We start from the raw sequence: 21,661 nt of genomic DNA, 5'->3' as shown, positions 1-21,661 counted from the left end.
ATTTTATACCAGTACAGTGTTATAGTAGGCAGTAATCATAAAATGAAAGGGGTTGCAAAATGGAATTCAGTATTTGGGATATTGTAACAGATTTCGCTTTAATTTCTTTGCTTTTACTGATCAGTATGCTCCTGCGGGCTAAAATACCGTTGATTCAACGGTCATTCATGCCTGCGAGTATTATCGCCGGTCTGCTCGGTCTTATATTCGGGCCGGGATTTTTAGGCATCATACCGTTTACAGATTTTATCGGAGAGTATCCGGGTGTATTGATTGCGGTAGTGTTCGGTACGCTGCCCTTAACAACACAAAAGTTCAAATGGTCTGAAATTGCCGGCAGGGTCGGGAAACTTTGGTCCTACTCCCAAATCATCATGATCCTGATGTGGGGCGTCGGGCTATTGTTTGCCCTCATCTTACTGGTGCCATTATTTGATGTTCATAACGGTTTTGGCCTCATTCTGGCAGCCGGTTTTGTCGGCGGACATGGCACGGCTGCAGCAGTCGGTGATGCTTTTTCTCAACAAGGCTGGGAAGCGGCGACTTCTCTGGCAATGACCTCTGCCACAATCGGTGCACTGCTCGCAATTTCAGTGGGTCTGGCGCTGATTAAACGGGCATCTAACCAGGGACATGCAAACTACATCAGCAGTTTCGACGAGTTGCCGCAAGAATTGCGGACCGGTCTTCTCTCTGAGGATAAACGTGAATCGATGGGCAGGGAGACGGTTTCCAGCATCTCCATTGACCCGCTGGTTTTTCATCTGGCGCTGGCTATCCTGGTCACCGGCATCGGGTACTACTTAAGTGTGCTGGGTGAATCGCTGTATGAAGGGCTTGCGATCCCGGCGTTCTCCCTGTCATTCCTGGCCGGTCTGACCTTGAGAATCTTTTTGGAACGGACGAACATGGATAAATATCTGGATAAGCCGACGATGTCCAAAATCAGCGGCGGATCGACCGACCTGCTGGTGGCGACTGGAATTGCTTCCATCAATTTGACCGTAGTGGCTCAGAATATCGTGCCGTTTATCATTCTTATGGTGTTCGGTATCCTGCTCACTTACGGCTTTTACAGATATGTATCGCAATTCTACTTCCAGGAAAACTGGTTTGAAAAAGGAATATTCACATTTGGCTGGATCACTGGAGCTGTAGCGATGGGTATCGCACTCCTCAGAATTGTTGATCCTAAATTAAGAAGTAAGACACTGGACGACTTTGGTCTCGCTTATATACCGATCGCACCCGTGGAAATTGCACTCATTACATTTTCACCGCTATTTATTCTTAATGGGTTGCACTGGGTGTTCTCGCTGATAACGATTCTGATCGGTGTAGGAATCTTCATATTCTCATATTATAAAAAATGGGTTCGGTTTAGTTAAGGAGGGTTATTGATGTCTGACAGTCTGGAATGGCTGTATTTACAGGAAGAAGATGTGATTAAAGCTGGCGCATTGGATTTGAAAGCATGTATGCAAACGATTGAGGAAATGTTTCTGCTCATCGGCCGAGGGGATTATATACTTGGCGGTCCGAAACGCAATGATCACGGTTTGATGCTGTGGTTTAACGAATCAGAGGAATTTCCGAATATGCCGACCGCCGGCCCCGACCGTCGGTTTATGTCACTGATTTCCTATTTGGGCGGTGATTTCGATGTCATGGGTAATAAATGGTACGGGTCCAATATTGCAAATACTAAAAAGGGGCTGCCGCGTTCCATCCATACCTTCACGCTGAATGATAAGGAAACGGGCGCCCCGCTTTCCATGATGGCGGGTAATCTGATCAGTTCAACACGTACGGGTGCTGTGCCGGGGGTATTCTCGAAGTATCTGGCCGCAAACGATGCCAGGGTTCTGGGGGCAGTCGGCGGCGGAGCGATCAACCAGTCATGTGTTGAAGCCATTGTCACTGCCGTCAGCAGTCTGCAAAAGGTGGTCCTTTATGACATTAACAAAGATAAGGGTGAGGAAATCGCGCGCTCAATGCGCGACAAACTTAACATCCAGGTAGACGCAGTCGATGATATCGATGACTGTGTTTCGCAGTCCGATATTCTGAGTGTTGCAACGGCCGGCAAAGTCAAACCTAAGATTAATGAAGAAAGTGTTAAACCCGGGCAGTTGATTCTCCTGACCGGTGCTGCTGATATAATGCCCAAAATGTACAGTCAATACAGAATTGTGGCTGATCTCTGGTCCATGCATGAAAAATGGCTTGAAGACGGTCTTCAGCGGCCGGAAGGTGTTGAAAGTATAAAATCCTGGGCAATGTCCGGAGACATTCTTGAAATGGTGCACAACGGTGAAGTCGACAAGGAAAGTATCGATAACTTTGGAGATATCATCAATGGCCATGTCACAGGAAGGAAAGATGATGATGAAGTCATCATCGGTATAATGGGCGGCCTCCCTACTGCCGATGTCGCATGGGGCTATAGAGTATACCAGTATGCACTGGATCAGGAAATCGGGATTAAACTGCCGTTATGGGACAGTTCCTACCTGGTATAAAAATGAATTTAACTTCAGACAGCTGTACTTGGCTGTCTGATTTTTTATGGAAGTCCAAATTTTATGAAATTAAATATTTCAATTATCGAAATATATGGTAGAATTTACAATTGAATGGCGCAGGGGGTGATGGAATGGGCGTATTTAAGAAGCTTGCCTGGTTTTTTAAAAAGGAATGGAAAAGCTATATCCTGGGGGTGGTCATGCTGATATTGGTTGCTTTGATGGAGCTGGTGCCGCCACAGGTCATTGGTTTTGTCATCGACCATATTACGAATGATACCCTGAGTGGAAATCTGCTTATACAATTTGTCATCCTGTTGATCGCAGTGGCAATTCTTACATATATCTTCCGGTATTACTGGCGCATTATGATTTTTGGTGCCAGTTACCGACTGGCCAGAACCTTAAGGTCCCGGCTTTACAAAAAATATTCGGTCATGAGTCCTCAGTTTTTTCAACAGAGACGGACCGGGGATCTGATGGCACATGCCACAAACGACGTCCAGGCGGTGCAGGCAACGGCCGGCGCAGGCATCCTGACGATTGCCGATTCGATAATTACAGGCGGCGCAGTACTGGTGACGATGGCTGTGACCATCAGCCCCAAGCTGACGCTGATTTCCATGCTGCCGCTGCCTCTGATGGTTGTTCTGACCAGCTATTACGGCAAACTGCTGAATCGGGGGTTCAGAAAAGCCCAGGCGGCATTCAGCCGGCTGAATGATAAGACTCAGGAAAGTGTCGCCGGCATTAAAGTGACGAAAACATTCGGCTATGAGAAAAGTGACCGCGAGGATTTTCGTGAATTAAGCGATGAAGTGGTGGATAAAAATCTGAAAGTCTCTAAAGTGGATGCCCTGTTCGATCCAACGATCATGTCCGTGATCGGTATCAGTTATTTCCTGGCTATTGTCTTTGGCGCTGGAATGGTGCTTGATGACACCATTTCAATCGGTCAATTAGTGACGTTTACGACTTATCTGGGTATGATGGTCTGGCCGTTGCTGGCATTGGGCATGTTCTTCAACCTGGTTCAAAGAGGCAGTGCCTCCTACGACAGGATCCGTGAAATCATGGATACAGAAAACCAGGTTGCCGCTGATTATAAATTGGACGCTCCGCCTGAGGGCGACATACAATTCAATATCGGCGCCTTCAACTTTCCTGGAGATGAATCGGAAGGGCTGAGAGATATACGGTTTACAATCCCCGAAGGATCCACTGTCGGCATCGTCGGACGCACCGGTTCCGGCAAAAGTGCGCTGCTCAGATTGCTGCTGCGTGAGTTTGAGATGACGAATCCAGAAGATATCACTTATGGCGGACATCCCGTAAAAGATTACAGACTGGATCGCCTGAGGGATCAGTTTGGATATGTGCCCCAGGAAAACTTCCTGTTTTCAACAACCATCAGGGAGAACATCGCATTCAGCCACCCGGAAATCGATGACAAGGAGATAAAGGCGGCTGCTTTATTGAGTGACATCCATGAAGATATCGCAAGGTTTGCAGCAGGCTATCAGACGATCGTCGGCGAACGGGGCGTATCACTTTCAGGCGGACAGAAGCAGCGGGTGTCGATTGCGCGTGCGCTTATTATGGATCCGCCGGTATTGATTCTGGATGATTCATTGTCTGCGGTTGATGCAGAAACAGAAGCGCGGATCCTGGCGAATATGCAGTCAAACCGGTCAGGAAAAACAAATATCATTACAGCACATCGTATGAGCGCAGTGATGAAAGCGGATCTGATCATCGTCATGGATAACGGTACCGTGATCGAAAGCGGCACCCATCAAGAACTGATGAAGCGAAAAGGCTGGTACCATGACACATATAATGCCCAGGCGTTACGTGAAGCGCTCGAAAGCACGCTCGATGAAATGACCGACAGGAGGGATGGATGATGGAAACAGACCGGACATTCAACCTGACTTTCAACGACCAGAAAACCGTACTCATCCGGCTTATGAAATATGCGCTGCCTTTCAAAGGTGTACTTGCACTAGGTTTTATGATGCTGATCATCTCCACGCTCACCGGGGTCGCCACCCCTTATATCGTGATGATTTTTATCGATGAGTATCTGACGCCCGGTGTATTCCCTGAAAATGAAATCATATGGCTGATCATCATATTTTTCATCGTTCAGATTGCCGGGGCCATTTCCACATATTTTCAAATTTATCTGTTTCAGTATTTGGCATTCAAGGTCATCCAGCAACTGAGAATTGATGCGTTCGAAAAAATCGGGAAACTTGGAATGCGGTATTTTGATAAGGTATCCGGCGGCAGTGTCGTCTCCAGGCTGACCAACGACACAGAAGCCATTGTGGAAATGTTTATCGGAGTGCTTGCAACGTTTCTCATGGCAATCTTCATGGTGATTTCCAGCTTTGTCATGATGTTCATCCTGGATTTCAAGCTTGCTCTGATGGCGCTTGTATTCGTACCGGTCATCATCATTATTATGGCTGTTTACAGAAGGTATTCTGCAAATTTCTTCTCCCATGCAAGACAGCTCCTCAGTGATTTGAACGCCAAGCTTGCCGAATCAATCGAAGGGATGAAAATTGTCCAGGTATTCAATCAGGAAAAACGGTTAACAGCTGAGTTTGAAGAGATAAACGATATGCATTATCATTACAATTTGCGAAATGTGAAATTGGACGGTCTGCTTTTAAGGCCGGCCATCAGTATGATCAGTGTGTTGGCGATTGCATTGATACTTTCCTACTTTGGTGTGCTGAGTTTCAGCGGCGGTGTTACCGCTGGCGTCATTTTCGCCTTCATACAATATATGGAACGCTTTTTTGAACCGCTCAATCAGGTCAGCCAGAATCTGAACGTCTTCCAGCAGGCGCTGGTTGCCGCCAGCCGCGTATTTACTTTAATCGATGACGATCGGCTGCAGCCGGAACAGGACGAAAATTCGTCGTTTGGCATCGATAACGGCCGAATCGAGTTTAAAAATGTCACGTTCAGTTATGACGGGGAGGTCAACGTTTTAGATGATATTTCATTCACTGCAGCGCCCGGGGAAACGGTAGCGCTGGTCGGACATACGGGTTCAGGGAAAAGTTCGATCATCAATCTTTTCATGCGGTTTTATGAATTTGATCAGGGGGAAATACTGATTGATGGGCAGTCGATTAAAAAAATCCCCAAAAATAACATGAAAAGGAATATCGGGCTCGTCCTGCAGGATCCGTTCATCTTCTACGGCACAGTAGCATCAAATATTAAACTGTATCATCCTGAAATGACATTTGAACAGATAAAAGCTGCAGCCCGGCTTGTCCATGCCGATAAGTTCATAGACAGGCTGCCGGAGGGCTATCATCACAGAGTGATAGAAAAAGGCAGTGCCTTCTCCAGCGGTGAACGTCAGCTGATCGCATTTGCCCGGACCATGGCAGTGGATCCTAAAATACTGATTCTTGACGAAGCCACCGCAAATATCGACTCGGAAACGGAAGAACAAATTCAGGAATCACTGGATAGAATGCGGAGCGGCCGCACGACATTGGCCATTGCCCATCGGCTGTCCACCATACAAAATGCCGATCAGATACTGGTGCTCAACCACGGTAACATCGTTGAACGCGGGACACATGATGAACTGATCAAGGCCGAAGGCATCTATCGTCAAATGTATCAGCTGCAGAACGGCCAGTTCTAATTGTCATAGAAAGTTCTAAATCAGTCACATAAAATATACAAATACCCCCGGTATATCTGATAGAATATTTATGAATGGGGGTATTTTACATGGGCAGCGAAGTTACGTTTCTCCTTGCATTTGGAGCCGGTGTTTTAAGTTTTATCTCACCATGTGTGCTTCCGGTGTTCCCGGCGTTCATCTCTTACATCACCGGGATGAGTTACCACGAGGTGGAAAAACAGAAATTCAATATACGGGCGATATTACATACGCTTTTTTTCCTCATCGGGTTCAGCCTGGTGTATATTGCTCTAGGTTTTGGAACTTCTTTTCTGGGCGGATTTTTAATAGAGCATTCGGATCTGATCAGACAATTGGGATCAATCCTGATTATGGTGTTCGGACTGATCATCACCGGTGTATTGAACTTTCAATTCCTGATGAAGGACAGGAAAATCCAGTTTAAAAACAGACCTTCGGGTTTTCTGGGATCGATATTCATAGGCATGGCTTTCGGGGCCGGCTGGACGCCGTGTAATGGCCCTATCATTGGCGCTATTTTCGCAATGAGCGCGACCGAGCCGAACAATGCACTAATGCTCATGATTGTGTATTGTCTTGGTTTTGCGGTACCATTCTTCGTCCTTAGCTTCTTTGTTTCCAGAACGCGCTGGATGCTCAAATATTCCAACATGGTGATGAAAGGCGGCGGTGTCATCATGATTCTGATGGGGATACTTCTTTATTTTGATGGACTGACCCAGATCATCACCTGGCTGCAGCCGCTCTTCGGGGACTTCCAGGGGTTCTAAACGATGACTGTTGAAAATTTACTATTTACCGCCGCGTCTGTTATGGCTGTTTTCATGGGTATGGCCGCCATTGTTGTCAGACAAAAGGCGGCCAAGCGTCCATTGACGATGAAGAAAATATTGATTCCGCCAGTGATGATGTCCACCGGTGCACTCATGTACGCTTTCCCGTACTTCAGGCTGACACCTTTTGAAATTGGTGAATCGATTGTGATGGGTGCCTTGTTCTCAATTCTCCTTGTGGTCACCACAAAATATGAAGTGAAGAATGATGCGCTGTACGTGAAGCAATCCAAGCTTTTTCCAGCCATATTAGTGACCCTTCTGATACTGAGAATCATCTTAAAGACCATCTTATCCATCAGTATATCTCCGGGAGAAATCGGCGGCATGTTCTTCCTTCTCGCCTTTGTCATGATTGGGATCTGGAGGTTGTCCATGTACTTCAATCTGAGAGCATTTAAAAAGCAGCAGATCAGTTCATTCTGATCTGCTGCTTATTTTTTCTGTCTGTTCAAAGATGGAAAATTTCTGTTTTTCATCATCAGCATATTCGAACAGATCTTCATACGGACGGTAATCAATCTCGAGCTCACTCAGTTTTTTCTTCATGAATTTATGGTCGCGTTTCGGTGTGGCGATGATATACCCTTTCATCATATGATCCAGGGTAATCTCCTGTGCGCCGGTGTCCAGGGCGATTTTAGAAATCCTGCCGGCAATTCTTTCTTTAGCCACATCCCTGAACAGTTCAGGCACCGGGCTCACCAATTCATTCAGCAAGTCTTTGGATCTTTGGTTCCATAATGGCAGGGCGTGCTCTATATAGAAATCCTGCCAATCCAGTTCGCTGAACCCGTCTTCCTTTGGCATTTTCTTCAGGAATTTCCTGAACATGAAAAAGCCGCCGACAGCCAGCAGTCCCAGCATGATGAATCCCCAGAGTACAATCAGCCACATAAAAATATCGTACATACGGTCACCTCTCAGTTAATTATATTATAGGTAAATTCAACAGCATTGTCCATCTCTCATTTTCCTTCGATATATGGGGTGAAGGGAGGTGAGAGATATGCCAAAGAGTTTAACCGCAAAGTTTTATTACGTGGAGACAGCGGAAGACGGCAATGACAAATTGCGTTTCAGATCCCTGAGGAATCTGGATACGACGTCTTCAGACGACGCGATCAACGCACTCGCTGAAATTTATCAGGTACTTAGCAAAGATGTCTATGCGATTGTCGAGAAAGAAGAAGTATATGTAATCAACTAAAAGGAGGGTTTTAATCAATGACACGAAAATTGACTGTAGTTTTCAATACCGAACTGGGGCGGCGTTTTACACTCAACATCAACAATCCGGCGGATGAAGTGACGGAAGAGCTGTTGCTTGCTGAAGCACAAAAAATGATTGACACGAATGCGCTTGCACCAATGCAGGGGAAGCCGGTCTCTGTACATTCCGCGAAAATTGTAGAACAGCACGTTACGGAAATCATCTAACAGATGGAGTGGGTTCCGCTCGTCAGCGAAGTTGGATTTCCGGCAGTCATCACTTTCTTCCTTCTGTACAGGATGGAACGGAAGCTGGATGATCTGATAATTTCCATCAATCAGCTGAACTGAAATGACCGTCCCTGGAATAAACGCCGGGGACGGTTTTCTTGATGCACGCGGCAACTGTATAAATACGAGGAGGGCATCAATGAATCCAATTGAATTTTTGAAAAAGAAAGGCTTTAGAGTGACATCGGACCCGAATACTTATGAAAGCGGCGTATGGGGACTTAGAAATTATACTGTAAAGAAGAATAACTACGATGCGTACTGTCATGGCTATCATAGAGCCTACGACTTTGGAAAGCATGATGGGGCCGCCGTCCCCTCGATCGCTGACGGCCTGATCACGCTTGGCACTTCCATCCATGCCAACTTTGGGGCACAGGTGGTGATTGCTTATCCGCAGCTCGGCCTGCAAGCCATTTACGGCCATCTAAAGGCGAATATCCCGGTAAAAGCCGGTCAGACGGTTCAGCAGGGGCAAACGATTGGCTATCAAGGAAATACGAATTATAATGGTGTCTCAATGGCATCGCATTTGCATATTCAATTCCAGCCGCTCGGGTATATTGCAGATGAGCGGACATTTGTCTGCAGCGGCATTGATGTGAAGCATATCGATGTCTACAAAAAACCGCCTCCGCCGGCCCGAAAGGAGAAAGCAATGATTATCGACGTGTCACATCATCAGGATCCGTCTAAAATAGATTACAAGACACTTTCCAAGCATGCAGACCACGTGATTATTCGTACGATGGATGCTGATATGGAAGACAGGGCATACAAGATACATCATAAGGAGTTCAGAGCGCATGATGTGCCCACTGCTGCGTATGCCTTTGTACGGGGGCAGAACGATACGCACATGGTGAATGAAGCAAAAATGTTCTGGGACCGTACCAAAGATTTAGCACCGACATTCTGGTGGCTCGATGTGGAAGCAGTGACCCATCCGAACATGAGAAAAGGCGTTTCCATTTATCTGAATGAAATGCGTAAGCACGGCGCTAAAAAGGTGGGGTTATACATTGCCCATCATCTGTATAAACAATTGAATCTAAACACCACTGAAGCCGATGCCGTGTGGATTCCGCACTATGGTTCCGGCAGCGCCGATCCAGACAGCGAACCCAGCTTTCCGGCAGATATACACCAGTATACCGAACAGGGGAGACTGCCCGGTTACAAGGGGAATCTGGATCTTAATCGAATCATCAGCGATCAGACACTGGCGTATTTTACGGACGGGAAACCGGGGAGGAAAAAACCAGCAGTGCCGCCCAACACAGGTAACAGTACAGCCGCTGACAGGACATCAAGCTATACCATACGAACCGGGGACACGCTGAGTCACATTGCGCAGAAATTTGACACAACGACCCGGCAATTACAGAATTTGAACGGCATCAGCAACCCGGATCACATCCAGGCAGGTGTAACGATTAAAGTATCAGCCGGCACAGCCGCAGCCTATACTGTTCAGGCAGGAGATACGCTGAGTCACATTGCCGGGCGGTATGGTACAACCATCAAAGCGTTGAAAAACCTTAACGGTATCTCAAACGCGGATGTGATTTATGCCGGACAGAAACTTTATGTCAACAAAAGCACAGCCCCCGCACCTAAAAAGCAGTACCACACTGTCAGACCCGGAGATACTGTCAGTGCGCTTTCATCCAACTATGGATCTTCCCAATCCCAGATCGTCAAATGGAATCACTTGTCATCTGCGGATAAGATATTTATCGGTCAGAAACTGCGTGTTAAGTAATAAAAATTTATAGCGTTAAACAAACATGTACTTCAATTGGCAGGACTTTATACACCTTGTTATACAAACACCCGTGGACCAGACATTGCCCACGGGTATATATTATTCACCACCGCCCCCGCGCCTTTTTTAAACATCGCGCATTTCAATAACAAACAAATACATATAAAGGGAGCGTTATTTGAAAATGGAGCGGGCGATTTTACCTGAGATCTTTCCGAATATCCTGCGCCCGGCCCGCTGGCCGATTCTGTTATTCTTTACCGCTTTAGCATCGTTTGAATACTTCAAAATTTTATATAATAACCGTTTCACTGTTCAATCATCCTTTCAATGACGGCTGCTTCGTTTAAAAATATCCTTAGTTTCATTCTACCAATTAATATACATCCAGTCATTTACTTCTTAAAAAATGCATCCTGATTATTTCGACCGTCACTCAAATTTAACCGGGTGAGGATTTTCTAGTATAATGAAGAATGCGAGGTGTTGATATTGAAAATTTTACATACAGGGGACTGGCATATTGGCAGACGGCTGAATGGCATGGACCTGATCGAAGACCAGAAGCACGTGCTGGACCAGATTGTTGATTATATACGTGAGACACAGATTGATGTCTGTGTCATTGCAGGGGATATTTTTGACCGCAGCAATCCGCCGCAGGCGGCCCTTAAACTGGTGAACGACTATCTGTACAAGATTAATATAGAGCTTGGTGTACCGGTGCTGGCCATCAGCGGCAATCATGACAGCAAGCCCCGGCTGGAATATGGCAGTTACTGGTTCGAGAAGAGCCGGTATCATATGCGGACACAGATTGAAAACATACTGGAGCCGGTGGTGATCGGCAATACGCATTTTTATATGGTGCCGTACCTGGATGTGCTGGAAGCGAAAGTTTATTTTGAAGATGACACGATTGTGACCCACCACAATGTATATGAAAGGGTCACAGCCGAGATATACGATGTCATGGATCCGGAGGCATATAACGTGTTTATCGGGCACATGTTCATGGCCGAGGGCAAAGCGAGCGAATCGGAGCGCCCGCTGTCCATCGGACTGTCTGAAGAGGTCAGTGCATCACTCTTTGAACGGTTCGATCTTGTGCTGCTCGGGCATCTGCACCATCCGTTCGCGATCACCCGTGAGTCGATTTTCTACAGCGGCTCATTGCTTAAATATTCCTTTTCCGAAGTCAGCCAGCCCAAAGGGTTCCGGGTCATTCAAACCGATGCCGGCGCAGCATGCCGGTTCATCCCTTTAAAACAGAGGCACGACCTGGTGCAGTATCACGGCAGTTTTGATGATGTCATCAACGAGCGGGTCGGTTTCGAAGACAGTACGGCATACTTCAAGTTTGAATTGACAGACATGCAGTCCATTTCAGATCCGATGGCAAGGTTAAAGCTGCTCTATCCGAACACGCTGGAACTCAGACCCGTGTTTAGCGAACGGGAAAAGTCTGAGTCTGCCATCGATATCAAGGCTGCTGATGACCGGGAGATTTTCCAGTCATTCATCAGCCAGGTGTACGGCGGGGAAATGACTGATTATCAGAAAGAGATATTCCATCAATACTTTACAGGTGATACAGATGAAACCGATTAGACTGGAAATGAATTATTTTGGCCCATTTGAAGCTGAACAGATTTCATTCGATTCTGTTAAACACAGCCTGTTTCTCATCAGCGGGAAGACGGGCTCGGGTAAAACGATGATTTTTGATGCCCTGACCTATGCACTGTACGGCACACTCTCTACAAACGGCAGGCAGGAATCTTCCGTGAGAAGCCAGTTTGCGGCTGATACGGACATCAGCAGTGTCAAACTGACATTTGAAATCAGGGGCAGCCAGTATACCGTTGAACGGGTGCTCCCCTATTATAAAGAAGGCAGAAAATCCCAGGTGCCGCCGAAAGCCGTATTATACGATGCTGACGGCGTTTTACTGGACAGCAGCATCAATGGGGTGAAGGAAAAAGTTGAGGAAATCATCCAGCTTACCTCTGATCAGTTCAGACAGATTCTGATATTGCCGCAGGGTGAATTCAAGAAGCTGCTGACTTCGACGAGTGAGAGCAAGCAGGAAATTTTGCGGACTTTATTCCGGACACAGCGGTTCGTCAATTTTGAGATAAAACTGAATGAATTGAAAAAAGATCGTCAGCAGGAAATTGAAATCGTCGAAAATAAGATTGGAGAATTGTTCAGTACGATTACAACCAGCGGTGACGAGTCGCTCAGGCCATTGCTGGATAACGAGTATCCGACTTTTCAGAAACGGCTCGATGCCATCGATCAGATTCAGGAAGTTCTGACGGACGCCAAGGAAAAACTGGAAGCAAAAGTGTCAGTACTTAAAAATGAAAGACAGACGCTGGACGCCTCCATCCAGGCGAAAGAGCGGCATAACCAGCAGGTTGAGAAATTGAACGATGCGCAAAAAGCACTGGCGCAGCACCAGGATCAGCAGGATAAAATCGACCGTCTGGCATCACAGATCAAAGAATATAAATTGATCAAAACGATGGAGTACGAGCTTCGGACGGAACAGACGGCCGTGGAACAGAAAGATCTCCAGGTGTCACATATCCGGGACTTGGAAAAAGCGCTGGCTGAGAACGACAAAGCCGGTGAGGCGCTCAAGGAGGCGCTGGATGCATTACATGACTCGTATGACACTCATGAACAACACCGGAAATGGCTCAATGCCACCGAACGGTTTGTCAAAGATCCCCGTTTTCAAAATATGTACGATGAATTAAAGAAAGACCGCGCCGAACTGAAAAAGCGCGCGCAGGAAATCAACACAGATGAAAAAGCGCACGCTGAGATAAAAAAAATGCTGGAGCAGAATGACTGGTCTCAACAGCGCGCGGATGAGATGAAGGCGGAGAAATACCGGCTGGCATCTGAACTGGAGCGCATCACTCAAAAAATTGAGACAGAAGAAAAACACACAGAAGAAGCGCGGGAAAAAGAGAAACTGACGGAAACATCGGGATCCATCACGGCACAGATCAATCACATAAATACGCAGATTGAAAACATGAAGAATGAACTGGGCGGTAAATACAAGAATGAAGACCGGGCGCATATTGAACATCTGGCGGCCCATCTTACCCCCGGCAGTCATTGTCCGGTCTGCCAGCAGCCGGTCACAGTCCTGCCCGGGACACATGAGTATCTGTCTGAGGCTGAGGAGGCTGAACTGAAACGGCTGCAGAGTGAAAAAGAGCGGCTGACAGATAAACAGGCGGAGACGGAGAGAAATATTTCAGTCATCGCCCGGATCCTGAATAATGCAGAAAGACAGGACCTGAAGTCTCTGCACTCAGATGCGGCTGACCGCCAGAACAAGCTTCACAACGCGGACCGTCAGATCGAGGCGTTTCATCAGGCTTATGAGGAAAAGACAAGGCTTGAAGCGCGGCAGCGGGAAGCCGAATCGAGGCTGAACCAGAACAAGCTCGACCAGAACAATTTGGAAAACAGCATCGGCCGGACCAGGGCACTGATCGAGGATTTCGAGGCGGAGACAGGCTTTGATGATTTCGACACTTTCATGGAGACATTCAAAAACAGACAGTGTAGCGTGGATCAATATGAGAAACAGAGGGCACAGAAAGGGCAGGAACAAAAAGCGCATGATGAAAAGAAATCACGGCTCGAAGCGAATCTGGAATCGGCCAGAGATTCACTCAGTAATACAGAGAACCAGCTCAGCCGGCTGACCCCGGTGATCGACCGCTTCATAAAAACTCATGAACTGACGGACCGGGCGCACCTTCTGGATGTGCTGAAGGCAACGGATATCGATGAGTCAGAAAGAACGGTCAACGCGTATCATACACACACTGAAGTGCTGAAGGAACGCATTAAGGATCTCTCAGCGTCTATTGAATCAACAGCACCGGTGGCCGTCGATGAAGAGAAGACGCAGCTCAGCCAGCTGGACGCGGATATTGAGAGTTATACCAGCCAACGGGCAACGCTCGCCGCCCATATTGACAGCAACAGGCGCACGAAGGAAAAGATTGAAGGCCTTACAGCGGAATATGACAGTGAACTTGGCAAGTTCACTGAACTGATCGAACTGGTCGATGTGGTGACCGGCAAAAATGACCAGAAAATCTCATTGGAACGCTTCGTATTGACGTATTATCTGGATAAGATCCTGTCAATCGCCAATGTACGCCTGCTTGAGATGACCAGCCACAGATATGAACTGCGGAGAAGTACAGCGAAAAGCAACCGGAAAACCGGTCTGGATATCGAGGTTTTTGATTTCTATAATAACAAGCCCAGACATATATCCTCATTGTCCGGGGGAGAATCGTTCCAGGCCTCCCTTACGCTTGCGCTTGCACTGAATGAAGCATTGCAGCAGGAGTCCGGCGGTATCAGCCTGGATACGATGCTGATTGATGAAGGGTTTGGCACGCTGGATCCGGAAACGCTGGACACCGCCATCAGTGCATTGATCGATCTGCAGACCGGCGGCAAAATGGTCGGCATCATTTCACATGTCGATGAATTGAAAGAAAGACTGGATAACATTCTTACAGTAAAAGCGGTCAATGAGCGGAGTACAGCACAGTTTGAGGGATAAGTGCCACATTATTTTCACAAAAATCGATAAATCACTGCTCAAAATCAGATATTTCTCTGATATAGTAAATTGTAGATTATTATATCGGGGGTTATAGGATGAGAAAAGTTTTATTATCTGTAATCGGATTATCGTTGCTATTGGCAGCTTGCGGTTCCTCCGATGTGGAAGTAATGTCCCAATATGGCAATGAAGTCAATGATTTTGAAGTCACCGATGAAAATGGGGATACATTTGCGCGGGAGGAAATGGAAGGCAAAGTCTGGCTGTTGAATTTTATGTTTACGAATTGTGCCACTGTCTGTCCGCCGATGACCGCTAACATGACACAGGCAGTGAATGCACTTGAAGATAAAGGCGTTGAAGATTACGGGGTGCTGAGTTTTACAGTGGATCCCCAAACGGATACACCCGAAGTCATGTCAGAGTATTTGTCTCAATACGGCGTGCCTGAAGATACCGAATGGAAACTGCTCAACGGCTATGACTATGAGTTCATCAGAGGTTTTGCCGAAGATAATTTCAGAACGATCGTTGCGCCGCCGCCTGAAGGCAGCAACCAGGTGACGCACGGCACCAGTTTCTATCTGATCGACCAGAACGGGAAAGTCATCAAAGATTATTCCGGTATCGCCACAGGCGATTCAGAGTTCCCGCTTGAAGACATCGTCTCGGATGTTGAAACGGTGGCCGAAGAAGGGCCGCAGTAAAATAGAACCCGGGTATCCGTCCCGGGTTCTATTTTTGTTCTTGTATAAAATAAATGATAATATCAGTCAGTAACACAGTTGATAATTGAATCTGGATGGAGGACATAAAATGGCGCGAAGAAAAGTGATATTGGATTGTGATCCCGGGCATGATGATGCGGTGTCCATCATCATTGCGGCTTCCCAAAAGTCGGATCTGGATATTTTGGGGATCACCACAACAGCCGGCAATGTGGAAGTAGAGAAAACAACGTGCAACGCGTTAAAGATCAGTACACTGCTCGATATCGATGCACCTATTTTTCAAGGGGCGAAAAGACCAATGGTGAAGGCGGCTGAAATTGCCCCGGAGATACATGGAGAAACCGGCATGGACGGTCCCAAACTGCCCGAACCGAAAATCACTGCGGAAGAGAAACATGCGGTGGATTTTATCGTGGATACATTAAAACAAGCGGACGGCAAAGTCACGCTCGTACCGACCGGTCCCCTGACAAATATCGCCATGGCACTCATCAAAGCACCGGAAGTTAAAGGAAAGATCGATGAGATCGTATTGATGGGCGGCGGCACGTTCGGTAACTGGACCCCGGCGGCCGAATTCAATATATATGTTGACGCCGAAGCGGCCAAAGTCGTCTTTGACAGCAATCTGCCGATCACGATGTTCGGCCTCGATGTGACGCATCAAGTGATTGCAACAAAAGGGCTGCGGGAAAGGTTCAGCGCCATTGATAATAAGATTTCACATTTCGTCGTTGAATTACTGGAATTTTTCGGAAAAACCAATGAAGAATTATTCGGCTTCGACGGCGGGCCGATCCATGATGCCTGCACCACGATGTATCTGATACAACCCGAACTTTTCAATTTCAAGCATGTCAATGTGGAGATAGAAACAAAAGGTGAATACACGTATGGAATGACCGCCGTCGACCTGTACAATGTCACCGGCAGAATTCCGCACGTAAAGTTCGCAGATTCCGTGGACCAGGAAGCGTTCTGGCAGTTATTCGGGGAGATACTGTCATCCTACAGCAGATAATGAAAATGCTTTTCATATCATTCTCTGTAGTACAATGTTAGTTACGACAACACACAATGATTGGAAAGAAATGACTCAATGCATTAACAGAGTCGACCAGCTGAAGCATGACCTGAAAATCGAAGTATTTACTTCATCTTTCTTCTGCCGAGTCATTTTCAAAACCAGATGCTGTCAGTAATTGGATTATGAATATCCCAAAACTCATAATCTCTTCATCTATTTCTCTGTTGCCTCTGCATCTTGTGTGTCAGGGTTTGTGCCACGCCAGTAGCGATAGGAGACCCAGGTCAAAGTCAACACTGCAACCCATGAAATAATCAACACCGCAACATGGAATACTGACGGGTTCACTGCAAAGGCACCTAAAGCCACCAGAGAGACCTGGCCAGGGATGGAGGACAGGAAAGTGGCGGATATGAATGCATATTGCCCTACCCCTAAGGCTCCAGCACCATAATTTACTGGCCAGTATGGCAGACCGGGCATCAGCCTCACAGTACACATAGCCCAAAACCCAGCATTAGTGAGGTAATTCTGTACAATCGAACTGTGTTGTCCCAGGAGGTGAAAGATGAAGCGTTGACCCAGAGCACGGGCCAACCAATAGCCGATCCAAGAGCCAAGCATCACTCCTAAGAAGGAGAGCAGTGTCCCTCCGATCAGGCCGTAGAGGGAGCCGGCCACTAAGGCAGGCACCACTATGGGGATAGGGGTGATAGCGATCGCTGCGGTAATCCCAAAAAACACCAACCAGCCAGCCCAGCCATAACTAAGAATAATCTCTCGCATTTCCGCCGGTGCCGGCAGATCCAGATTGAAACTTACCCATAACAACGATGTGCCCAGCACAAGCAGAATAATCAGAGACCCTATCGAGCGCCAGGAAAACAAGTTAGTCCTCTCTTCGCCGGAGCTCATAGATTACTCTCTTGTGCCTTGACTCTGGTCCACACCCCGTGTTTATTCAATAAGATATGCCTGTCATCCAGTCTTATATTTTTCTCAGAAACATCACATGAATCATCAACTTTTCTGACAATACTTGTGAACTTTATTTTACTTTCTCCTAAACTTTGTTTCATACATAGCCTCCTAAGAACAGTGAAAAAGAACCCGACTCTGACAAGCTTAAAAGTACAACCAAATAACCATCAGAAAGGGCTTTTATAGTGGCCACTCTACATCAGAACACACTGAATTTCAATCGCACGATCAAACTTTAAGTTTACCGATTTTCCGGCTATCAACCAAACTCAGGAACAGTACAGAACTTCTGTGCTGTTTATATTAAGCAGAAAAATTGAGCCCTCTGTGAAGGACTGATAGAATTATTGTTAACTTTGGACAATATCAATTAAAAAGGGCTCAGCAAGACAATGATATATGATAAATTGACACAAAGAGAAGGATGTTTATAAATGAGATTAAGTGTACTGGATCAGGCCCCGGTAACCATTGGCAATACATCAGTGGACGCATTGCATAAAGCGGAGGAACTGGCGGTGCTGGCCGATGAACTGGGATATCACCGCATGTGGATGGCCGAACACCATGGGACAAAATCCCATGTGAGTGCTGCGCCGGAAGTCATCGCAGCAAGACTCGCGGCCAAAACGGAAAATATCCGTATCGGTACCGGCGGTGTAATGATGATGCATTATTCACCCTATAAAATGGCCGAACTGTTTAAAACACTAAGCGCGTTTTCACCCGGCAGGATAGATTTTGGTGTCGGACGCGCGCCCGGCGGCGACCATAATGCAATATACGCACTGTCGCAGGGCAAAAGACCGGTGATGGATGATATGTATGGGAAGTTTGAGATCGCACTCCAGCTGGTCAATGATGAAGTGCCTGAAGGCAGACTCTATGGTTCAATCCCCGCGTTTCCGGCAGGCGTCACACTGCCCCAAGCATGGATGCTCGGCTCCAGCGGCAACAGCGCAATCGCCACCGCCCAGATGGGTGTCGGTTACTCATTTGCCCAGTTTTTCAACGGTGACTTGAGCAAAGGGATTCTGGATCTGTACAAAGAGCGGTTTGAACCGTCCGCATTCATGGAAGAACCACAAGTCAATGTTTCCTACATGGTGACCACCGCAGAAACACGTGAGGAAGCGGAATATGAAGCGCTGCCTTTTGATATCACAAGGCTCAAGATGCAGCAGGGACAGATATCCCAGACGATGAGCCCCGAAGAAGCAAAAGATTATCCGCTGACTGAGATGGACAGGATAAAGATCCAGCAGGAAAGACATATGCATCTGGTCGGTTCAGCCAAAGAGATCGCAGAGCAGCTGCAGAATGAACAGGAGAAATACGGCTTCGACGAAGCAATGATCTGCAGCATCCCGCATTCCCAGGAGAAACGTCTGGATGTGTACAGACTGCTGGCGAAAGAATTGTTCTAACCCTGCAGCGGTGTAAGAAAATAAGTTAAAAATGACGTCCGTTTTTAGAACGGATGTCATTTTTAACATCAAGTATTATTTTCTTTAAACATTATATTCAGCAAACAAATCTGATATATTACCGAGACGAGGTGAAATTGATGAAAATTTATTTGGGCAGTCCATTTTTTAATATGGAAAAATTCTTCTTTGATGAAATGGCAGAAGAACAATGATGGATTCGCAGATGCTGGAAAATTACGCGAACGAGTTTCTTCAGAAAAATTTTAATCTGTCCCTCGCAGTCCCTGTGCGCATTTCCAAGCGGATGACAGCGAAACTCGGGGCATTTCAAATTAAATATAAAAACAGCAAAGTGATAGTTGAAGAAATCGTTATGTCCCATAACTTCGTCATACATAATGCTGCGCCGACCATCCTTGATGTTCTGTATCATGAGTGTGTCCATTATGCACTGTATGCCACAGGCCAGCCCTACAGGGATTCAGACCGGACATTTACCGATACATTGAAACGTCTGGGGATTTCCAAAACACAAACCTATAAGTACAAAGGGCAGAGTCATCTGTATGAGTGCAGAAAATGCAGATATCAATTCACCCGGCAGGTCAAAGGCTATGAGAAGCGGTATATATGCAGAAACTGCCGCGGGCAGTTCAGTTATAAAGGCGTAGTGATGCAGGAATAGTAAGCATTCATCCGGATTAAATGAAGGGGAGTGAAGATATGGCAGAAAGTATTGTGAAAGACATGACGCTTGCTGAGGACGGCCGCAAGAAAATCGACTGGGCGAAATCACATATGCCGGTGCTGAATTCAATCCACAAACGATTCGAAGCTGAGCAGCCTTTTAAAGGGTTGAATGTCGTCATTTGTTTGCACTTGGAAGCAAAAACGGCTTATCTTGCCAAAGTCATTTAATCCGGTGGGGCACAGGTCACGATCACAGGCAGCAGTCCGCTTTCGACACAGGATGATGTAGCGGCAGCACTGGTTGAGGACGGGTTGACGGTGTTTGCCAAAAATAATGCAGATGCCGATGAATTCAAAGTACATCATATTAAAACGCTGAGTGTTAAACCTGATTTAATGATTGATGACGGGGCGGCTGTGTGGCTTTACTTCATTCTGAACGGCCGGATCTTACAGAAAACCTGCGGGGTATCTGCGAGGAGACAACGACAGGTGTTCTGCGCAACCGTGCACTTGAGGTTTCAGGCGCACTTAAATTTCCAGTAGTTGCCGTCAATGATGCGTATTGTAAATACCTGTTTGACAATAGATATGGCACGGGCCAGTCGGTCTGGGACGGGATCATCCGGAGCACTAATTTGATTGTCGCCGGAAAAAATGGTGTTTTTTATCAAGGGTGGCTAAGTCCATTATAAAATCCGCCTTCTAAAAATTTTAAAGGATGGGATTAAGGATGAAAAAAGTAATACTCGATGTTGATACCGGAGTGGATGATGCACTTGCCATCATTTATGGCCTGGAAAGTAAAAAGATGGATGTGTTAGGAATTACCACTGTCAGCGGTAATGTGCCGCTGCGTATGACAACCCGTAATACTAAAAAGGTACTCACATTGATTGGTCGGGAAGATATTGGAGTGTATGCAGGTGCTGAGGGGCCATTGATTCGTGAAGCCGAATATGAGTATAATATTCATGGGACCGATGGCATCGGAAATGCACTTGATGGTATGGAAATAGAGGATAGTGATCACGAAACCCCATTCGCTCCGGATTTCATTGTGGAGCAGGCAGAGAAATACAAAGGCGATCTCACCTTGATTATGGTCGGCCCGCTTACCAATCTGGCACTGGCCCTGCGAAAAGAGCCGAGAATTAAGGATTGGGTGAACGATGTCATCATTATGGGCGGAGTAGTGTCTGAGATGGGCAAAGGTAATAAATTGCCAAACTCTGAATTTAATATTTTTGCCGATGCGGAGTCCGCTGCGATCGTCCTCCATTCCGGACTGGAAATCACACTGGTCAGTTTGGATGTCACGTTACAAACATATATGAAGCTCGAACATATTGAGCAGCTCAAAGGAACAAAGTATTATAATTTTACATTAGACAGTACAAAAGTTTTCAGGAACTTCAGTGAAATGAGATATGGGACCGATGGATGTGCACTACATGACCCGTTAACGATCGGATATTCACTTGATCCGACTTATATCGAAACCAAAAAGTACTATGTGGATGTAGAAACAGACAGTAAGCTGAGTTATGGGCAGACCATCTGCGATTTTAGAAATCTATGGGATTGCGAGCCGAATGTTAATATTTGCGTGAATGTAGATGCTGAAAGATTTATCCATGATTTCATAGAAACTTTAAAAATGGCGAAGTAATTTTTGTTGAAAGGGGAGGGCTTCCCCTTTTTTTAATAGTAATTACTGACCATACATAACATTTTCGTCCGCACTATTTAAAAGTCGGTCATCAGAAAACCTTCTATGATATTTTTTATCTTGAACCCCCCCTTTCCTGCGGTGTCTCCACAGCACCAAAATTCCAAAATCTGAAAT

At 46.4% G+C, this 21,661-nt stretch carries 21 protein-coding genes and 1 pseudogene; 18 read left to right on the top strand and 4 right to left on the bottom strand.

Annotated elements, in window-relative coordinates:
* Positions 1–59 precede the first annotated feature (59 nt).
* The 6 genes from G343_RS0113005 to G343_RS0112980 all read left to right on the top strand — a co-directional run bounded on the left by G343_RS0113005 (position 60) and on the right by G343_RS0112980 (position 7,490).
* Positions 60–1,388 carry a sodium/glutamate symporter gene (locus tag G343_RS0113005; RefSeq protein WP_020008595.1) on the top strand — a complete coding sequence of 443 codons (1,329 nt, stop codon included), beginning with the start codon at positions 60–62 and terminating at the stop codon, positions 1,386–1,388.
* A gap of 12 nt (positions 1,389–1,400) precedes the next feature.
* The gene (locus G343_RS0113000; protein WP_020008594.1) at positions 1,401–2,522 is read left to right on the top strand and encodes a tyramine oxidase subunit B; all 1,122 of its coding nucleotides are present in this window, start codon (positions 1,401–1,403) and stop codon (positions 2,520–2,522) included.
* A 134-nt stretch (positions 2,523–2,656) separates the two neighbouring features.
* Positions 2,657–4,432 (top strand): ABC transporter ATP-binding protein, encoded by a 1,776-nt coding sequence (locus G343_RS0112995; protein ID WP_020008593.1) that lies wholly within the window; start codon positions 2,657–2,659, stop codon positions 4,430–4,432.
* The gene (locus G343_RS0112990; RefSeq protein ID WP_020008592.1) at positions 4,432–6,207 is read left to right on the top strand and encodes an ABC transporter ATP-binding protein; all 1,776 of its coding nucleotides are present in this window, start codon (positions 4,432–4,434) and stop codon (positions 6,205–6,207) included. The genes G343_RS0112995 and G343_RS0112990 overlap by 1 nt, the downstream gene beginning before the upstream one ends.
* Before the next feature lie 89 nt (positions 6,208–6,296).
* Positions 6,297–7,001 (top strand): cytochrome c biogenesis CcdA family protein, encoded by a 705-nt coding sequence (locus G343_RS0112985; protein WP_020008591.1) that lies wholly within the window; start codon positions 6,297–6,299, stop codon positions 6,999–7,001.
* A gap of 3 nt (positions 7,002–7,004) precedes the next feature.
* The gene (locus tag G343_RS0112980) at positions 7,005–7,490 is read left to right on the top strand and encodes a CcdC family protein (RefSeq protein WP_020008590.1); all 486 of its coding nucleotides are present in this window, start codon (positions 7,005–7,007) and stop codon (positions 7,488–7,490) included.
* Here the strand turns inward: G343_RS0112980 and G343_RS0112975 are convergent.
* Positions 7,482–7,976, bottom strand: coding sequence for a DUF2621 family protein (locus G343_RS0112975; RefSeq protein ID WP_020008589.1), 495 nt, complete (start codon positions 7,974–7,976; stop codon positions 7,482–7,484). The genes G343_RS0112980 and G343_RS0112975 overlap by 9 nt on opposite strands.
* 97 nt (positions 7,977–8,073) lie before the next feature.
* Between G343_RS0112975 and G343_RS0112970 the strand changes: the two genes are divergently transcribed.
* The 4 genes from G343_RS0112970 (at position 8,074) to G343_RS15055 (ending at position 10,332) form a co-directional block, all read left to right on the top strand.
* On the top strand, positions 8,074–8,274 hold the full coding sequence (locus G343_RS0112970; RefSeq protein ID WP_020008588.1) for a DUF1659 domain-containing protein: 201 nt from the start codon (positions 8,074–8,076) through the stop codon (positions 8,272–8,274).
* Between the two features lie 17 nt (positions 8,275–8,291).
* A complete protein-coding gene (locus tag G343_RS0112965) occupies positions 8,292–8,504 on the top strand; it encodes a DUF2922 domain-containing protein (RefSeq protein ID WP_020008587.1) in 213 nt (70 codons plus the stop codon).
* A 3-nt stretch (positions 8,505–8,507) separates the two neighbouring features.
* Entirely contained in the window at positions 8,508–8,627 is a 120-nt protein-coding gene (locus tag G343_RS15265; RefSeq protein WP_020008586.1) for a YvrJ family protein, read from the top strand.
* Positions 8,628–8,706: 79 nt separating this feature from the next.
* On the top strand, positions 8,707–10,332 hold the full coding sequence (locus G343_RS15055; protein ID WP_020008585.1) for a LysM peptidoglycan-binding domain-containing protein: 1,626 nt from the start codon (positions 8,707–8,709) through the stop codon (positions 10,330–10,332).
* Positions 10,333–10,509: 177 nt separating this feature from the next.
* Here the strand turns inward: G343_RS15055 and G343_RS15595 are convergent, their stop codons facing one another.
* A complete protein-coding gene (locus tag G343_RS15595; RefSeq protein ID WP_020008584.1) occupies positions 10,510–10,647 on the bottom strand; it encodes a hypothetical protein in 138 nt (45 codons plus the stop codon).
* 180 nt (positions 10,648–10,827) lie between these two features.
* On the opposite strand from G343_RS15595, the gene G343_RS0112945 reads away from it, so the two are divergent.
* From G343_RS0112945 to G343_RS0112930, 4 genes are all read left to right on the top strand, one after another.
* The gene (locus G343_RS0112945; protein WP_020008583.1) at positions 10,828–11,946 is read left to right on the top strand and encodes an exonuclease SbcCD subunit D; all 1,119 of its coding nucleotides are present in this window, start codon (positions 10,828–10,830) and stop codon (positions 11,944–11,946) included.
* On the top strand, positions 11,933–14,950 hold the full coding sequence (locus G343_RS0112940) for an AAA family ATPase (RefSeq protein WP_020008582.1): 3,018 nt from the start codon (positions 11,933–11,935) through the stop codon (positions 14,948–14,950). The genes G343_RS0112945 and G343_RS0112940 overlap by 14 nt, the downstream gene beginning before the upstream one ends.
* 98 nt (positions 14,951–15,048) lie before the next feature.
* Positions 15,049–15,660, top strand: a complete 612-nt coding sequence (locus G343_RS0112935) for an SCO family protein (protein WP_020008581.1) — start codon at positions 15,049–15,051, stop codon at positions 15,658–15,660.
* A 109-nt stretch (positions 15,661–15,769) separates the two neighbouring features.
* Positions 15,770–16,705, top strand: a complete 936-nt coding sequence (locus G343_RS0112930) for a nucleoside hydrolase (protein WP_020008580.1) — start codon at positions 15,770–15,772, stop codon at positions 16,703–16,705.
* 219 nt (positions 16,706–16,924) lie between these two features.
* On the opposite strand, the gene G343_RS0112925 is transcribed toward G343_RS0112930, so the two are convergent.
* Together G343_RS0112925 and G343_RS15490 are read right to left on the bottom strand one after the other, a co-directional pair.
* Entirely contained in the window at positions 16,925–17,626 is a 702-nt protein-coding gene (locus G343_RS0112925; RefSeq protein WP_020008579.1) for a TVP38/TMEM64 family protein, read from the bottom strand.
* Complete coding sequence (locus G343_RS15490; protein ID WP_020008578.1) at positions 17,623–17,790, bottom strand: hypothetical protein; 168 nt, start codon at positions 17,788–17,790, stop codon at positions 17,623–17,625. Before G343_RS15490 ends, G343_RS0112925 begins: the two co-directional genes overlap by 4 nt.
* 336 nt (positions 17,791–18,126) lie before the next feature.
* On the opposite strand from G343_RS15490, the gene G343_RS0112915 reads away from it, so the two are divergent.
* From G343_RS0112915 to G343_RS0112890, 4 genes and pseudogenes are all read left to right on the top strand, one after another.
* A complete protein-coding gene (locus tag G343_RS0112915; protein ID WP_020008577.1) occupies positions 18,127–19,119 on the top strand; it encodes an LLM class flavin-dependent oxidoreductase in 993 nt (330 codons plus the stop codon).
* Positions 19,120–19,330: 211 nt separating this feature from the next.
* Positions 19,331–19,807 carry a SprT-like domain-containing protein gene (locus G343_RS0112905; RefSeq protein ID WP_245541960.1) on the top strand — a complete coding sequence of 159 codons (477 nt, stop codon included), beginning with the start codon at positions 19,331–19,333 and terminating at the stop codon, positions 19,805–19,807.
* A 20-nt stretch (positions 19,808–19,827) separates the two neighbouring features.
* Positions 19,828–20,507, top strand: a pseudogene (locus G343_RS14880) (adenosylhomocysteinase).
* 38 nt (positions 20,508–20,545) lie between these two features.
* Positions 20,546–21,484 (top strand): nucleoside hydrolase, encoded by a 939-nt coding sequence (locus G343_RS0112890; RefSeq protein WP_020008572.1) that lies wholly within the window; start codon positions 20,546–20,548, stop codon positions 21,482–21,484.
* Positions 21,485–21,661 lie beyond the last annotated feature (177 nt).

This window comes from Salinicoccus albus DSM 19776 (assembly GCF_000385175.1).
Classification (GTDB): Bacteria; Bacillota; Bacilli; order Staphylococcales; family Salinicoccaceae; genus Salinicoccus; species Salinicoccus albus.
This window is presented reverse-complemented; position numbering and strand designations above follow the sequence as displayed.

Bases quoted from the DNA above. Each gene is read 5' to 3' on its own strand.
- G343_RS0112890 (WP_020008572.1), top strand. From the start codon at position 20,546: ATGAAAAAAGTAATACTCGATGTTGATACCGGAGTGGATGATGCACTT.
- G343_RS0112980 (WP_020008590.1), top strand. From the start codon at position 7,005: ATGACTGTTGAAAATTTACTATTTACCGCCGCGTCTGTTATGGCTGTT.
- G343_RS0112985 (WP_020008591.1), top strand. From the start codon at position 6,297: ATGGGCAGCGAAGTTACGTTTCTCCTTGCATTTGGAGCCGGTGTTTTA.
- G343_RS0112990 (WP_020008592.1), top strand. From the start codon at position 4,432: ATGGAAACAGACCGGACATTCAACCTGACTTTCAACGACCAGAAAACC.
- G343_RS0112935 (WP_020008581.1), top strand. From the start codon at position 15,049: ATGAGAAAAGTTTTATTATCTGTAATCGGATTATCGTTGCTATTGGCA.
- G343_RS0112995 (WP_020008593.1), top strand. From the start codon at position 2,657: ATGGGCGTATTTAAGAAGCTTGCCTGGTTTTTTAAAAAGGAATGGAAA.
- G343_RS0112965 (WP_020008587.1), top strand. From the start codon at position 8,292: ATGACACGAAAATTGACTGTAGTTTTCAATACCGAACTGGGGCGGCGT.
- G343_RS0112940 (WP_020008582.1), top strand. From the start codon at position 11,933: ATGAAACCGATTAGACTGGAAATGAATTATTTTGGCCCATTTGAAGCT.
- G343_RS15055 (WP_020008585.1), top strand. From the start codon at position 8,707: ATGAATCCAATTGAATTTTTGAAAAAGAAAGGCTTTAGAGTGACATCG.
- G343_RS0112970 (WP_020008588.1), top strand. From the start codon at position 8,074: ATGCCAAAGAGTTTAACCGCAAAGTTTTATTACGTGGAGACAGCGGAA.
- G343_RS0112930 (WP_020008580.1), top strand. From the start codon at position 15,770: ATGGCGCGAAGAAAAGTGATATTGGATTGTGATCCCGGGCATGATGAT.
- G343_RS0112915 (WP_020008577.1), top strand. From the start codon at position 18,127: ATGAGATTAAGTGTACTGGATCAGGCCCCGGTAACCATTGGCAATACA.
- G343_RS0113000 (WP_020008594.1), top strand. From the start codon at position 1,401: ATGTCTGACAGTCTGGAATGGCTGTATTTACAGGAAGAAGATGTGATT.
- G343_RS0113005 (WP_020008595.1), top strand. From the start codon at position 60: ATGGAATTCAGTATTTGGGATATTGTAACAGATTTCGCTTTAATTTCT.
- G343_RS15490 (WP_020008578.1), bottom strand. From the start codon at position 17,790: ATGAAACAAAGTTTAGGAGAAAGTAAAATAAAGTTCACAAGTATTGTC.
- G343_RS0112925 (WP_020008579.1), bottom strand. From the start codon at position 17,626: ATGAGCTCCGGCGAAGAGAGGACTAACTTGTTTTCCTGGCGCTCGATA.
- G343_RS15265 (WP_020008586.1), top strand. From the start codon at position 8,508: ATGGAGTGGGTTCCGCTCGTCAGCGAAGTTGGATTTCCGGCAGTCATC.
- G343_RS0112905 (WP_245541960.1), top strand. From the start codon at position 19,331: ATGATGGATTCGCAGATGCTGGAAAATTACGCGAACGAGTTTCTTCAG.
- G343_RS0112975 (WP_020008589.1), bottom strand. From the start codon at position 7,976: ATGTACGATATTTTTATGTGGCTGATTGTACTCTGGGGATTCATCATG.